13 protein-coding genes are annotated in these 12,692 nt (G+C 60.9%); all 13 read right to left on the bottom strand.

Annotated features, from left to right (window positions below):
* Positions 1-10: 10 nt before the first annotated feature.
* Positions 11-814 carry a phytanoyl-CoA dioxygenase family protein gene (locus tag BPHYT_RS19150; RefSeq protein ID WP_012434755.1) on the bottom strand — a complete coding sequence of 268 codons (804 nt, stop codon included), beginning with the start codon at positions 812-814 and terminating at the stop codon, positions 11-13.
* Between the two features lie 8 nt (positions 815-822).
* Positions 823-1,473 carry a class I SAM-dependent methyltransferase gene (locus BPHYT_RS19145; RefSeq protein WP_238535602.1) on the bottom strand — a complete coding sequence of 217 codons (651 nt, stop codon included), beginning with the start codon at positions 1,471-1,473 and terminating at the stop codon, positions 823-825.
* Positions 1,448-2,149, bottom strand: coding sequence for a class I SAM-dependent methyltransferase (locus BPHYT_RS19140; protein WP_012434753.1), 702 nt, complete (start codon positions 2,147-2,149; stop codon positions 1,448-1,450). The genes BPHYT_RS19145 and BPHYT_RS19140 overlap by 26 nt, the downstream gene beginning before the upstream one ends.
* Positions 2,149-3,192, bottom strand: coding sequence for an aromatic ring-hydroxylating oxygenase subunit alpha (locus tag BPHYT_RS19135; protein ID WP_012434752.1), 1,044 nt, complete (start codon positions 3,190-3,192; stop codon positions 2,149-2,151). The genes BPHYT_RS19140 and BPHYT_RS19135 overlap by 1 nt, the downstream gene beginning before the upstream one ends.
* Position 3,193: 1 nt before the next feature.
* Positions 3,194-3,826, bottom strand: coding sequence for an acetyltransferase (locus BPHYT_RS19130; protein ID WP_012434751.1), 633 nt, complete (start codon positions 3,824-3,826; stop codon positions 3,194-3,196).
* A complete protein-coding gene (locus tag BPHYT_RS19125) occupies positions 3,826-4,590 on the bottom strand; it encodes an SDR family NAD(P)-dependent oxidoreductase (RefSeq protein WP_012434750.1) in 765 nt (254 codons plus the stop codon). The genes BPHYT_RS19130 and BPHYT_RS19125 overlap by 1 nt, the downstream gene beginning before the upstream one ends.
* Positions 4,587-5,651: a ketoacyl-ACP synthase III gene (locus BPHYT_RS19120; protein WP_012434749.1), complete on the bottom strand. Its 1,065-nt coding sequence runs from the start codon at positions 5,649-5,651 to the stop codon at positions 4,587-4,589. Before BPHYT_RS19120 ends, BPHYT_RS19125 begins: the two co-directional genes overlap by 4 nt.
* Before the next feature lie 10 nt (positions 5,652-5,661).
* The gene (locus BPHYT_RS19115; protein WP_012434748.1) at positions 5,662-5,889 is read right to left on the bottom strand and encodes an acyl carrier protein; all 228 of its coding nucleotides are present in this window, start codon (positions 5,887-5,889) and stop codon (positions 5,662-5,664) included.
* Positions 5,890-5,900: 11 nt separating this feature from the next.
* Entirely contained in the window at positions 5,901-6,941 is a 1,041-nt protein-coding gene (locus BPHYT_RS19110; protein WP_012434747.1) for a ketoacyl-ACP synthase III, read from the bottom strand.
* Between the two features lie 2 nt (positions 6,942-6,943).
* Complete coding sequence (gene vioA, locus BPHYT_RS19105) at positions 6,944-8,101, bottom strand: dTDP-4-amino-4,6-dideoxy-D-glucose aminotransferase VioA (protein WP_012434746.1); 1,158 nt, start codon at positions 8,099-8,101, stop codon at positions 6,944-6,946.
* The gene (locus BPHYT_RS19100) at positions 8,098-10,470 is read right to left on the bottom strand and encodes an O-linked N-acetylglucosamine transferase family protein (RefSeq protein ID WP_012434745.1); all 2,373 of its coding nucleotides are present in this window, start codon (positions 10,468-10,470) and stop codon (positions 8,098-8,100) included. Before BPHYT_RS19100 ends, vioA begins: the two co-directional genes overlap by 4 nt.
* A 263-nt stretch (positions 10,471-10,733) precedes the next feature.
* Complete coding sequence (locus BPHYT_RS19095; RefSeq protein WP_012434744.1) at positions 10,734-11,048, bottom strand: flagellar protein FliT; 315 nt, start codon at positions 11,046-11,048, stop codon at positions 10,734-10,736.
* 3 nt (positions 11,049-11,051) lie between these two features.
* Positions 11,052-12,569 (bottom strand): flagellar filament capping protein FliD, encoded by a 1,518-nt coding sequence (gene fliD / locus BPHYT_RS19090; RefSeq protein ID WP_012434743.1) that lies wholly within the window; start codon positions 12,567-12,569, stop codon positions 11,052-11,054.
* Positions 12,570-12,692 lie beyond the last annotated feature (123 nt).

Genomic DNA, 12,692 nt, shown 5'->3' with positions numbered 1-12,692 from the left:
AAGCCCGGGATTACACCGCAGCAGCCGCGCGCTCTTTCTCATACTTGATGAGCTTCAACACACGCGAATTGACGAAGTAGCGAATGTAGTTGGTCGGCGAATAGAAAATATCCGTTTGCCATTCGCCGCATAGCAGATCCTTGCCGGTCGGATCGTCCGCGGGTTGCACGATGGTGTCGGCCATGATGCGGTCGATACCCGACACATTCGGGCCGGACTCGTGCCATAGCGCGCTGTTCATGATCACGAAGTCGCCCGGATTCAGTTCTGGCGTGAGCTTCGGCCACTTGAACTCGAAGCTGTCCGGATTGATCTCGCCCGCATCGCCGAGCACGCCCAATTTGTGCGAGCCCGCGTAAAACGACATGCCGCCGTTGTCCGCGTTGACGATGCTGAGCGGCACGAACATGCTGCACTTGTTCAGATTGCCGAGGTGATAGCAACTGTCTTGGTGCAGGAACACTTTGTTCGAACTGAACTTGTCCTTGATCACGAAGCGATGGTTGTACAGCGCGACGTGATCTCCGAAGATCTGCTTGAACGTCTCGGCAAAAACCGGCTCCTTATACATGGAGGCCAGCTTCGGCGGCAATTGCTCGGTGAGCGAAACCGGATTCGCCTTGTTGACGTCGCGACCTTCGGCCAATTGCGCGTCGTAAAACGCCCGCCACTCGGTTTGCCATTCCTGCACGACAGACCGCGGAATCGCATTGCGCATCACGAATACGCCAGTCTCTTTGAAGACGTTCGGATTGAACGTCTCCGAAGCGATCTGATCGATGACCGCCTCAACGGATGCCAGGGTATTTTTCATGTCGAGGGCTAAATGAATCGGAACGTCAGTTCGTTATCTTGAGTGTTCTTGAACTTATTGCACTTGGCGAGCACGTTGTATCTGATGGGAAACAGTTCCCGCCCAGGCGATTCCAGAATATCGATCTCGATAATGTCGAAGTCGCGCAGCAGAGCATTCCAGCCATGTTCCGTAATGCGCCAGCAATCCGGGCTCGGTCCGTGAATGCGCCAGTTGAGCGGCGCCGAAATCAGTAGAAATCCCTCATGCCTCAGAATTCTTCTGATTTCCTTGATCGTATCGAATGGATTCACCGTGTGTTCGATGACCTCCATGCAAACAACACAATCGTATGTGGAGTCGGGAATGGTTGAATTATGTTTTGTGATGTCGCCGACAATTGTTGGTTTATAGTTGTCAACTACGTCAAATGTGTCAACCGAAAAGTTATTAAAGGTCTCCCTGACCAATAAACGTTCCTGGGGGCCAACTTCAAGCAATCGCCCGCTTTGGCCGCTGAGTTTAGTGGCAGTTTTTTTAACGAACGCGGCGAGATGGTCCCGCGCCAATGAAAAGGTGCTATTGTCGAATTCGGATGGGGTGGCCATAATAATTCCCGCTTGAATGGTGTCGCGATAATAAAGATGCGGTTGTTCAGGATTTCCGAACCGGGACTTCAACGCCCTTCAAGTGGAACACGAGCATCGTGCCTTCGACGTGGTAAAGCGTCATGTCGGACGCGAGATCGTCAAGATATTGAGTCAACTGCGGAAATTCACGATTTCCGTAGTCGTGCCAGATGATGCAGCTGGGCGAGTCCGCCAGCATTTTCAGTGAGTTTTCGGTGTCCTTTTTGACGTAGCTGACTTCGTGATTTGCATCGACAAAAATATATTGAAATTTCTTCGTGTATTGTGCCGCATCAAGCGTCATCGAATCCTGAAAAATCTGTTTAACCAGATTTTTTTTGCTGGAATTCAGATATTTTCGTTTGAAGTTGAGCGCCTCCAGAGCAAGGTTTTTGTCGCCCCCTTGAAAATCGATATTGTCGATCTCTGGCAGGTCAAGGGTATAAATCCGCTCGCCTTCGACATTGCTCTCCGGGAGATTCTCCAACAACAGGCGCGTCGTATAACCCTTATATGTACCAAATTCGAATATGAACGTCGGCTCGACGCACCGCAGAAGTTTCAGGAGCATCACCGACTCAATCGTCGTAAGCGAGCCGGCGCCTTGCGCTGGCGGCATAAAGAATTTGATTTCTTCTTCAAAATCATCCGGGATCGACAACAGGTGAGTGGGGCGGATGTGAATCATTTTTGAAGGTTGATAGATCTTGTTGTCAGTATTTGTCATTATTTCGAAAGTTGATGATTGGTGTGTTGTACACAAGCGCTTTCGCGGTATGTCTGCCTGAAATGAAGAATTTTCGATTCTAGATCGGATGCATATTTGAGCGGCTCCATCGACCACGAGTCCCGGGGAAGCAGCTTGCAGACCTCGTGATCTTCTTCGAATACTTTCCGGTTCATTCGCACGGTGGATTCGAAAAACGAATCGAGCACGCGCGTGGCGTTCTCATTCAGCGTGTTCGATGCGTACAGTCGGCTGGTGAACCGCGTGCGGCTTTCGCCTTGCCGCGCCGGGAAGAAGTTCTGCAGCGAATACGAGTAGCCGTACGTCGACGAAATCATCGTGAACGGGAAGATATAAAGACTCATATATCCCTCGTACTGGTAGTCGATATTGAACAGCCTGCGCAGCCGCGCCAACTGGTTGACAACGCGTGCATTCCCGAGTGGTGCGTACCAGATCGAATTGGCGCCGTCGAACACGTTCTGACCGTCGCCGAGTTGCAAGGTGGCGAGCGTTTCCGCGTGGACCGCGGCGATGTGATACGGCTCGAGCGCGTTCTCGACGGCGAGCGGCCAATAGCACTCGTAGTCGTAGCGGTTCAGATCGAGGCGCCGGTCGACATTGAACGAAATGTTCTCGAGGATATCCGCGCTTTTACCCAACTGTTCGTACAAGCCCATGCGCGGCTTGATCGCGAAGAACACGAAGTCGCCGCACCAGTCGACCTGGAATGTGTTGAAGCGCGCGCGGTCGATATCGCACGACTTGAAGCGCGCCTTCTCCGGCACGATGATCGTCCCGTTCTTGTAAGTCCAACCGTGATAGCCGCAGGTCGCCGGCCGGTTGCCGTGCTCGTCGGTATAAATGCGCGCGCCGCGGTGCGGGCAGGTATTGTCGAATGCAACGATCTCGCCGTTGTCGTTGAACAGGACGATCTCGCCCGACACGCCGTCGAATTTGATGAAGTCGCCGTCGTTGGCGAGCTCACGGCGATGACAGGCGAGATGCCAGTACTGTTCGAACAGAATCCGGTCGAGCGTCATCTCAGAGCTTCCTGGCGGGCGCGGTGTAGATCACGGCGTCTTCGGCCACCGAGCGCATCACGATGGCGCCGGCGCCGATTTTCGCGCGTGCGCCGATCTTCAGCTTCGGCAGGATTTTCGCGCCGCTGCCAAAAAACACGCTCTCGCCGGTTTGCACGTAGCCGGTCAGGTCGACGTGCGAGCTGAGCGTCGAGTAGGCTCCGAGTTTGACGTCGTGGCCGACGCTCGACTGCACGTTGACCGCGACGAAGTCGCCGACATGGGCGTCGGCCGACACCACCGCTTGAGGGCACACCACGACGCCTTCGCCGAGCACGGCGGAGCGCGCGATGACGGCGCTCGGATGCACGAGTGTCGCGAACACCGCGCCGCGCTCACGCAGGCGCGCCACCACGGCGCGCTTGGCAAGAGGGTCGCCGATAGCGACGAGCAAGGCTTCGCCATCCTGCGGGCAATAGTCGTCGATGTCGCCGCGCCATTCGAGCTGGTACGGATAGCCTTCCAGCGCGGCCGGATTGGCGTCGAGAAAAGCAGTGATGCTCACGCCCCGGCCCGCGTCGGCGGCATCTTGCGCCCAGTTGATCAGCTCGCGCGCAAAAGCGCCGCAGCCGGCCACGATCAGTCGCTTCACCATCATCGAACCTTGTATCCGCCGTCGACGACGAGCGTGGTGCCGGTGATCCAGCGGCTCGCCCCGCTCAGCAGGAACAGCGCGGATTGCGCGACGTCGCCGGCCTCGCCGAAGCCGAGCAGGTGGCTCTTTTCGTAGGCCGCGAGCGCTTCATCGGGGCTGCCGCCCGTCAGCCGCTCATGCATGGCGGTGTGAACCGCGCCCGCCGCGATCGAGTTGACGCGAATCTTGCGCGGCGCCATTTCGCAGGCAAGCGAGCGGACCAGTCCGTCGATGCCCGCCTTGGCGGCGGAGTAAGCCGTCATGCCCGCCTGACCCGTCGAACCGGCCACCGACGACATGAACACGAGCGAACCGCCATCCGCGATCACGTTCTTCTTGCTGCCGGCGCGCGCAATACCGAACGCCGCATACAAACTGCTGCCGAACACCTGGTCCAGTTGTTCCTGCTTCGTCAGCTTCGCGGGACGAATCAACTCGACGCCGGCCGCGTGAAACACGCCGGTAAACGTGCCGTGCGTTTCAGCGAGGTGACTCACCCATTCGGCGGTTTGATCGGCGTCGGCGAGCGATGCGACGGCGATAGCATGGCCGCTGCCGTGAAGCCCGGCGAGCGTCGCCTGAAGGCGAGCCTCGTCGCGCCCGGCGGCAATCACGCGGCCGCCCAGGCTGGCGATCAGTTTCGCGCTGGCCTGGCCGATGCCCGACGACGCGCCGGTCACGAGATAGAGGCCGCCGGCGAGGCAGTTGTCAGCAAAGAGTGTCATGTCTCGATCGTGTCCACGATGGTGAGCGGCCCGACCGCGAGCGCCGCCGAAGCCCACGAATACCCGACGCCGAAGCCGAACATGCCCAGTTGCAGCGTTTCTTCCTTCAGGCGGTGTTTCAGTTCGGTGGTCATCAGCAGCGGAATCGATGCACAACTCGTATTGCCGTAGTCGCCGATATTGGTCGGCACGCGTTCAGCCGGCAGGCCGGCCTTCTTGGCCAGATGCTTGAGCATGAACAGGTTGGCCTGATGGAACAGGAACGCGTCGTACGTGTCCTTGTCGCGGCCGGCGATATCGAGCGTGCGCGAGACCAGCTTCGGCACCGCGTTCAGCGTGAAATTGAAAATCTCGCCGCCGTCCATGAAGAGGCATTGCGGCGATTTGCCGGCCATGCGTTCGTCGCCTGCGGCGTCATACGACTTGAAGCCGCCCGACGGCACGATCAGATTGCGCACGCCCTTGCCGTCGGCACCGATGATGAAGTGCGCGGCCGCCTCGCTGTCCGACGCTTCGAGCGCCGTCATCGTGCCCGCGTCGCCGAACAGCAGCGTGGTGGAGCGGTCGGTCGGGTCGATCATCTTGCTGATCGTGTCGCCCACCGCGAGCAGCACGCGCTTCGCCGCGCCGGTCTGAATCAGGTTCATGCCGAGCCACAGCGCTTGCGGATAGCCGGAGCAGCCGAGGTTGATGTCGAAGGCGAGACACGCGCTCGGCAAACCCATTTCCGCCTGCAGCACGAACGCCGTGCCGGGCAAGCGGTAGTCCGGCGTTTGCGAGACCAAGATCAGCGCGTCGATCGAGTCCGCCTGCCAGCCGAGTCCAGCGAGCAGCTTCTCGCCGGCCTTGCGGCACAGATCGCCGGTGCTCGTCTGCGCGTCGGCCCAGCGGCGTCGGTTGACGCCGATCATCTTGACCACGTCGCGGACAGCGGATGCATCGAACCGCTCGAGGAAGTAGTCGTTATCCACCTGTCTCGACGGCACGCACGACACCACGCCTGCGATGCGAGCGCCTTGCGTGCGTAACTCGCGCCCTGCGCTGAAGTCCGGCGAACTCATGCTCAACTCCTTAGGCTGCTTTTTTCGCCGTGCTGATCAGTGCTTCGATGTCGGCGATGGTGTTGCAATTGTTCAACGTCTGGCCGCTCAGCATCACGTTGAAGCAGTCGTCGACGAGAGCGATCGTCGACACGACGGCGAGCGAATCCCAGTTGTGCTCGTGTAAATCGAGTTCCGGCGTAATCAGGCTCGCGTCGATCTCGAAGATTTCGGCCATTCCTTCGTAAAAGCTTTCCATGTCCACTCCTGCTAGTAAGTCACCATGCAACCGGCCCATGAGTAGCCGACGCCAAAGCCCAACAACATCAATCGACTGCCGTGCGTGAGCAGGCCGTCGTCTTTCATCTGCTTCAATGCGAGCGGAACCGTCGAAGAAACGGTGTTGCCGCATTGCTCCATCAGGATCGGAAACTTCGCTTCCGGGACCTTCATCTTCTTGCGCAGTGCTTCGAGCATGAAACGGTTTGCCTGATGCAGCACGAAGAAGTCGATTTCCTCGCGGTCCATGCCGGCCTTTTCGAGCAGCGCTGTCGCCGCTTTAGGCACTTCGGCAAGCGAGAACGCCATCACTTCGGCGCCGTTCATGTACAGATGTTCGTCGGTGCGCACGTTGCCGGACGCATCGGTCGTTTCGAGTGCGCTTTGCGCGCTCTTCGGTTCGCGAAACAGTCCCGCCTTGACGATCAGGTTTTGCGCGCCGCGCCCGTCCGTGCCAAACACGAAAGGGCCGATCGACGCGTCGCCGTCCGTGGCAGCGGTGATCGCCGTCGCGCTGGCGCCGTCGCCGAACAGGGTGCGAACGCTCTTGTCGAGCGGGTGCACGTATTTCGAATAAGTGTCGGCGGTCAGCAGCAGCACGCAGCGTGCGGCGCCGGTTTCCACCAGACCCTTGGCGAGCGAGAGTCCGTACACGTAGCCCGAGCAGCCGAGATTCACGTCGAGCGCGCCGGCGTGAGTCGCAATGCCGAGCCGGTCCTGCAGCAGGCAGGCCGAAGTGGGCAGCACATAGTCGGGTGCCTGCGTGCACAGAATGACGAAGTCGACGTCCTGCGCGTTCACCGCGCCCTGGGCGAAGAGCTTGCGCGCCGCTTCGTAAGCCAGGTCCGCCGCTGTCTGTTCGGCCGACGCGATATGCCGTTGCTGAATGCCGGTCTTGGCCAGGATTTTGTCCGCCGGCCATTCCGGATAGAGCGCGGCGAGCTGCTCGTTCGTCAGGATCCGCTCGGGCAGAAATCCAGCGATATCGAGAATGCGCGCTTGCACCCGGTCGGATCGAACAGTGGACGTCATGATCAGCAGTCCGCGATGAGTCCGACAATGCGCTCGAGCATGCCGTCGGTCAGCGCCGGGAAAATCGGCAGACACAGCACCTGTTGCGCGGCGGCGTGCGCAATCGGCAGATTTTCACGGTGTGCCGACGGCAGACCGCGATAAATCGGGAAGTCGGAAATCAGCGGATAGAAGTAGCGGCGCGCGTAGATGTCGTGATCGCGGAACTTCTGATACAGCGCGTCGCGGCTGATTGGGAATTCGGGGCCGACGAGGATCGGGAAGTACGAGTGATTCGCCACTTTCTCGCCGGCTTTCTGCATGCAGCGGATGCCGGGAATGTCGCGCAGCCGTTCGCGATACATCGCATCGATCTGCGCGCGCCGGGCCAATGCTTCGTCGATGTGCTGCAGTTGCAGCAGACCGAACGCGGCATTGATTTCGCTCATCTTGCCGTTGATGCCGGAGGCCACCACCGTCGTTTCATCCACGAAACCGAAGTTCTTCAGATGGTCGATGCGCTGCTTGGTCTTCGCGTCCTGGCAGATGATCGCGCCGCCTTCGAAAGTGTTGAACACCTTCGTGGCGTGAAAGCTCAGCACCGCCAGATCACCGTGTTCGAGCACGCTGCCGGTGTCGGTCTGAACGCCGAACGCATGCGCGGCGTCGTAGATCACCTTCAGGTTGTAGTTGTCGGCGATCTTCTGGATGGCGTCGACATCGCACGGCTTGCCGTAGCAATGCACCGGCATGATCGCGGTGGTCTGCGGCGTGATGGCCGCTTCGATCTTCGCGGGATCGAGATTGAGCGTGTCCGGATCGACATCGACGAACACCGGCTTGATGCCGTTCCACACCAGCGAGTGCGCGGTCGCGACGAACGAATAGGGCGTGGTGATCACTTCGCCCGTCACGCGCAGCGCTTGCAATGCGGTGAGCAATGCAAGCGTGCCGTTCGTGAACAATGCAAGATGCTTGACGCCGAGATACTTGCACAGCGCCGCTTCGAACTGCTGATGAAACGGGCCGCCGTTGGTCAGCACCTTGCTGTCCCAGATCTGCTGGAGATAGGGGATGAACTCTTCGAGCGGCGCGAGATGCGGCTGGGTAACGTAAATACGCTCGTCGATCGGCGACTCGATCGGTGACTCGATAGCGCGAAGCGGCAAAGCTGCGTTCACTTGGATTCCCCTTGTTCGGACAGCACGGGCGCTTCGCTGGCGGCGCCGGTTACGTCTTCGATCGAAACTTCGAAGGCAGCGGCCGGTTCGCCCGCACACCAGCGTTGCCACATGATCCGCAGTGCGCGTGAGACGCCTGCCGCGACCACCTCGGGACGGAACGCCGCCGAGGCCGCGCAGCGTTCGCGCAAGCCGGTGCGGATGTCGGCGAGCGCGGGAAGGTCGGAGGCCAATGCCACGCCGCGCGCAACGAATTCTTCCTTGTTCGCGACCACGAAGTCATCGAGCCCGACATGCGACATCCAGGTCGTACCGGCGCGGCTCGCCAGCGTGTCGCCGGCGATAGTCAGCGTGGGCACGCCCATCCACAACGAGTTCAGCACCGTGGTCGAACCCGTGTACGGGAACGTGTCCAGGCAGATATCGACGTGGAAATGCTGTTGCAGATAAACCGGAATGCTCGAACGGCGGCGGAACATCAACCGCTCGCGCTCGATGCCTTCCCCGGCGAACCAGTCGATCAGCAACTGTTCGTCTTCGTCGGTGGCGATCGCGCCGAGCAACATTTTTGCGGTCGGCTGAGCGCGCAGCAACTCGGCCCACAGGGCGATCACGTCGCGGCGCAGTTTGTTCAGGCGGTTGAAACTGCCGAACGTGACATAGCCGTTATGCATGGCCGGCAGAATATTGACCGGCGGCGCGCTCTGCTCCGGCAGGAACGTCGCGCTCGACGGCAGATGGACGATCTTTTCGGAGAACTGGTTTTCCGCCGGCCCGAACGGCACGCCGTACTTGTCCGCCAGGTAATAGTCCATCGCGCTCAGGCCGGTGGTGCCCGGATAACCCATCCAGGTCACCTGAATCGGCGCGGGCTTGCGCGCGAACGTCAGCAGCCGGTTGCGGCCCGTGTGGCCCGACAGATCGAACAGAATGTCGATGCGTTCGTCGCGGATCTTGTTGGCGAGTTGCGCGTCCGGCATGCCGGTGATCTGGTGCCATTCATCGGCGCAATTGCGCAGCAACTGCGTGTAGTCGTCTTCGGCGATGTGGTTGTTGTACACATGCAAGGACAGATTCGGGTCCTTGGCCAGATGCTCCATGATCGGCAGCAAATACGACGCGACGGCGTGGCGGAACAGGTCGCCCGAAACGAGGCCGATCTTCAGCTTGCGATCCGGCGAGCGTTTGTTCACGTGACGCGGCCACTGCGCGCGCACCGGATCTTCATGCTGACGCGCGAAGTTGGTGTGCTCGGCGAACAGCGTGCCGTGATCGATCTCCGGGTTGTGCGACAGCGTGAAGAGGAAGTTGTTGGCCGCGATGTGGTCTTTCGGATCCTTCTCCAGCGCGGCGCGGAATTCTTTTTCCGCCTCGCTCACGAAGCCGAGATCGAGCAGCAACACGCCGAGCGTGCTGTAGGCGGTGGAATTGTTCGGCGCGAGTTCGATCGCGCGCCGTGCGGCGGCCAGGCCCTCGGCCACGCGGCCCTGATGAACCAGCGACATGCCGAAGATCCGCTGCGCTTCGGCGTAGTCCGGGTTGATCGCGAGGATCTTGCGGCACTCCTGCTCGGTTTCCGCCGGCAAGCCTTTCAGGCGCAGCGTATCGGCCAGCACGGTGCGGCTTTCGAGTTCCTCGGGAAACAGTTCAGCGGCTTTGCGCAGCGGGGCAAGCGCTTCGTCATAGCGGCCCAGACGGTGCAGCGCGATGCCGAGCCAGCGCCACGAATTGCCATCGGCGGGAAAGCGTTGCGTCAGGGAGCGGGCGAGTTTCACCGCCTCGACGACATTGCCTTTGTTATAAAGCGCCGTGTAGCGGTTGGTTTCCTGCTGGCTGACCCGGCGGCCCGATGCGATGGTGGTGCGCGTGCTTTCCGCAGCCGGCGGCGTCTCTGTTGCAGCGGCCGGCTCAGCTTGCGGCTTCTGCGCCGCGACCGGCAAGGTATGGATGACTTTGCCGGGATTGGCCATGCGCACGATCAAGCCGTCCACCGCCGGTCCCTTCAAGCCCTGCTTCTGACCCATCTCGAGCGCCAGCCATGCCGCGGCGGTTTCGCCGGCGTCGATCAGCGCGCTGATGTAGGCGGCCCAGTACTGGCCGTTGTGAGGATGAAGTCCCAGGCACTGCTCGAAAAGCGGCAGGGCTTCCGCCGTACGGGCGGTCTGGCCGAGCAGTACGCCGAGGTTGTACAGCACGTCGGCGTGTTTCGGATTCGCGTCGAGAATGGCCCGATACAGCGCATGCGCGTCCTCGAATTCGCCCTTGTGGTGATGGTCGAGCGCCGTTTGCAACACGAGCGCGATGTCCTGCTCGAGTTGTTGTTCGGGCGTCAGGGGTTCAGCAGGCGGCTGCTCGTACAGGAGAGTCATGGTCTCGGCGCAAAATGTTCTATGGAGGAAATTGTGCGACGAGGCCGGTCTTTCCGATGCGCGGAGATGACGGTAAAAAAGCCGCCTGTTTAGCGTATGGAGGAAGGGGCCGGAAAGCCGGGAGGCAAGAAAAAAGCCCGCACGAGGCGGGCCGAGGGAACGAGCGCGCCTCACTTCGGCACGTAGTTCTTATTATTGGGTAGGCCGGCTGAACCGGCTTTCTGGGAACGGATGCCGCCTTGCGCGGCTCCGCTCCGGGTTTTTTACAGGCGGGCCATGCGCTGATATTCGCTGGCGGCCTTGGTGCGTCCGATCGCCGCTTCGAACTCGAAATGCAGTTCATTCTGGGTGACTGCCGCGTCCGTGAGGAGCGCCGTGTCGATCGCCTGGATCTGGCGGATCATGTCCAGAGCCGCCGGTTCCTGATCCGCGGTGAGCGACATCAGCAGCGGCGAACGCGTTTCCGTCAGGCGGGCGGCTTCCGGCCAGTCCGCGAGCGAGGCCGCCTGCTCGATTTCCCGCGTGATCGACAGCACGCGTTCGACCAATTCCGTCTGGTTCAGGTTGTGCGCGTTCATGGCTTAGCTCTTGTTCGTGGCCAGCGCGCCCGCGCTGTTGGTGCCGCCGAACAGCGCGGTCAGGTATTGCGAATTGTTGTTCATGGTCGCCATCAACGTGTTCAGGGCGGTGAACTGCGCCTGATACTGGTTCGTCAATTGCGTCGTGTAGTCGGCGAGCGCGGTTTGTTGCGTGGCAATGCTTTTCAGGTCGGCGTTCAGCGCGGTGTTGCGCGTGTCGATGATGCCGCCGGTCTGCGTGAACGTGGTGATGCTGGCGTTCAGCTGCTCGGCAATGCCGTTGGTCGAGTTGAAGAGCGACGCGACCGTGGCCGGGCTGCTCGTCAGCGCGGTGTTCAGCGCGTTGTTGTCGACCACCATCGTGCCGTCGGCCGGATCGTCCTTCAGCGTGATGCCGATCGCCGCCAGCGTGGTGCCGGTGCTGCCCGAGCCGACCGCGCCGCCGACGATGTTGGCCAGCGTGTTCTTGATGGTCTGCAGCGTGGAGTCGCCCAGCAGCGGACCTTGCGACGTCGCGCCGGAGCTGAACGACGTGAGCGTGGACATCGTCGTGATGACGGTGTTGTACAGGCTCACGAAATTGTTGATCGCGGTGTTCTGCGCGGTGGTGTCCTGCGCGATGGTCAGCGTTTGCGGGGTGCCCGCGGGCGTGCCCACGGCCGCCGCCGTCAGATTGATCGTCACGCCTGAAATGGCGCCGGTCACCGCGTTGCTCGCGCTGCTGCCGGCGATTCCGCCGATCGTGTACTCCGCGTCCTGCGCGAAGCCGCTCTGCGTCCAGGCGCTGCCCGAATTAGCCGACGTAATGCTCGACTGGCCGCCCGTGGTGCTGGCCGTCGACGTCACGCCGAGGCTCGACAGACCGGTGTCGCTGGTGATGTTGCTGGTCGAAACATTGATGACGTTGGCCGCCCCCGTGTTCGCCGCGCGCAGCACGAGGTGGGCGCCGTCCGTGCCGGTCACGATGGTTGCCGTGACGCCGGGGTTGCTGCTGCTCGCGTTGATCGCCGACGCGATGCCCGAGAGCGTGTTGTTGGTGTTGTCGACGTTGATATCCATCGACTTGCCGTTCATCGAGATCGACAGCGTGCCGGTGCCCAGTTGCGTCGTGGCGCCAAAGGCTGCCGACGACAAGGCTTGCGAGCTGGCGATCTGCGTCACGGCGATCGAATAGCTGCCGGCCACGGCGCCGACGCCCGCTGTCGCGGTCAGCCCGGTGCCGCTCGCGGTCGCCGCGAACGTTGCCAGCGTGTTGCCGTTGGCGAGATTCGTGATGCCCGACTGCAGGGCGCTGAGCGCGGAGCTTAGCGCCCCGTATGCTGAGAGCGTGGTGTTGTCGGAGGTTTGCTGAGCCGCCAGAGCCGAGGTTTGTCCCGCGACCTTCGCGTTCACGAGTGCCGTGACGAGCGTCGACACGTCCATCGACGAATTGCCGGTCGAACCGCTGATGATCGACTGAGCAGCCGACTGCAGCGCGGAATTGGCACTTGCTGTAGAGGACGAGGTTGAGATCGAGGACATGCAGAGGCTCCGGGCGTCTGGAAATCTGTATTGGTTGGTGCGCGATGCTACATCACTACGTGATGGAAATGCACAGCGGGAGGCATGCCTCCCGTCGCTTGAAACCCGGCGATGCGCCCCGCT

Origin of the sequence: Paraburkholderia phytofirmans PsJN (assembly GCF_000020125.1) — a bacterium.
Classification (GTDB): domain Bacteria; phylum Pseudomonadota; class Gammaproteobacteria; order Burkholderiales; family Burkholderiaceae; genus Paraburkholderia; species Paraburkholderia phytofirmans.
Note: the sequence above shows the minus strand (reverse complement) of the source record. Positions and strands in the feature narration are given on the sequence as shown.

What these genes read in the sequence shown, in the direction of transcription:
- BPHYT_RS19100 (WP_012434745.1), bottom strand. Translation starts at nt 10,470, where the DNA reads ATGACTCTCCTGTACGAGCAGCCGCCTGCTGAACCCCTGACGCCCGAA.
- BPHYT_RS19095 (WP_012434744.1), bottom strand. Translation starts at nt 11,048, where the DNA reads ATGAACGCGCACAACCTGAACCAGACGGAATTGGTCGAACGCGTGCTG.
- fliD (WP_012434743.1), bottom strand. Translation starts at nt 12,569, where the DNA reads ATGTCCTCGATCTCAACCTCGTCCTCTACAGCAAGTGCCAATTCCGCG.
- BPHYT_RS19115 (WP_012434748.1), bottom strand. Translation starts at nt 5,889, where the DNA reads ATGGAAAGCTTTTACGAAGGAATGGCCGAAATCTTCGAGATCGACGCG.
- BPHYT_RS19140 (WP_012434753.1), bottom strand. Translation starts at nt 2,149, where the DNA reads ATGACAAATACTGACAACAAGATCTATCAACCTTCAAAAATGATTCAC.
- BPHYT_RS19110 (WP_012434747.1), bottom strand. Translation starts at nt 6,941, where the DNA reads ATGACGTCCACTGTTCGATCCGACCGGGTGCAAGCGCGCATTCTCGAT.
- BPHYT_RS19125 (WP_012434750.1), bottom strand. Translation starts at nt 4,590, where the DNA reads ATGACACTCTTTGCTGACAACTGCCTCGCCGGCGGCCTCTATCTCGTG.
- BPHYT_RS19120 (WP_012434749.1), bottom strand. Translation starts at nt 5,651, where the DNA reads ATGAGTTCGCCGGACTTCAGCGCAGGGCGCGAGTTACGCACGCAAGGC.
- BPHYT_RS19130 (WP_012434751.1), bottom strand. Translation starts at nt 3,826, where the DNA reads ATGGTGAAGCGACTGATCGTGGCCGGCTGCGGCGCTTTTGCGCGCGAG.
- BPHYT_RS19135 (WP_012434752.1), bottom strand. Translation starts at nt 3,192, where the DNA reads ATGACGCTCGACCGGATTCTGTTCGAACAGTACTGGCATCTCGCCTGT.
- BPHYT_RS19150 (WP_012434755.1), bottom strand. Translation starts at nt 814, where the DNA reads ATGAAAAATACCCTGGCATCCGTTGAGGCGGTCATCGATCAGATCGCT.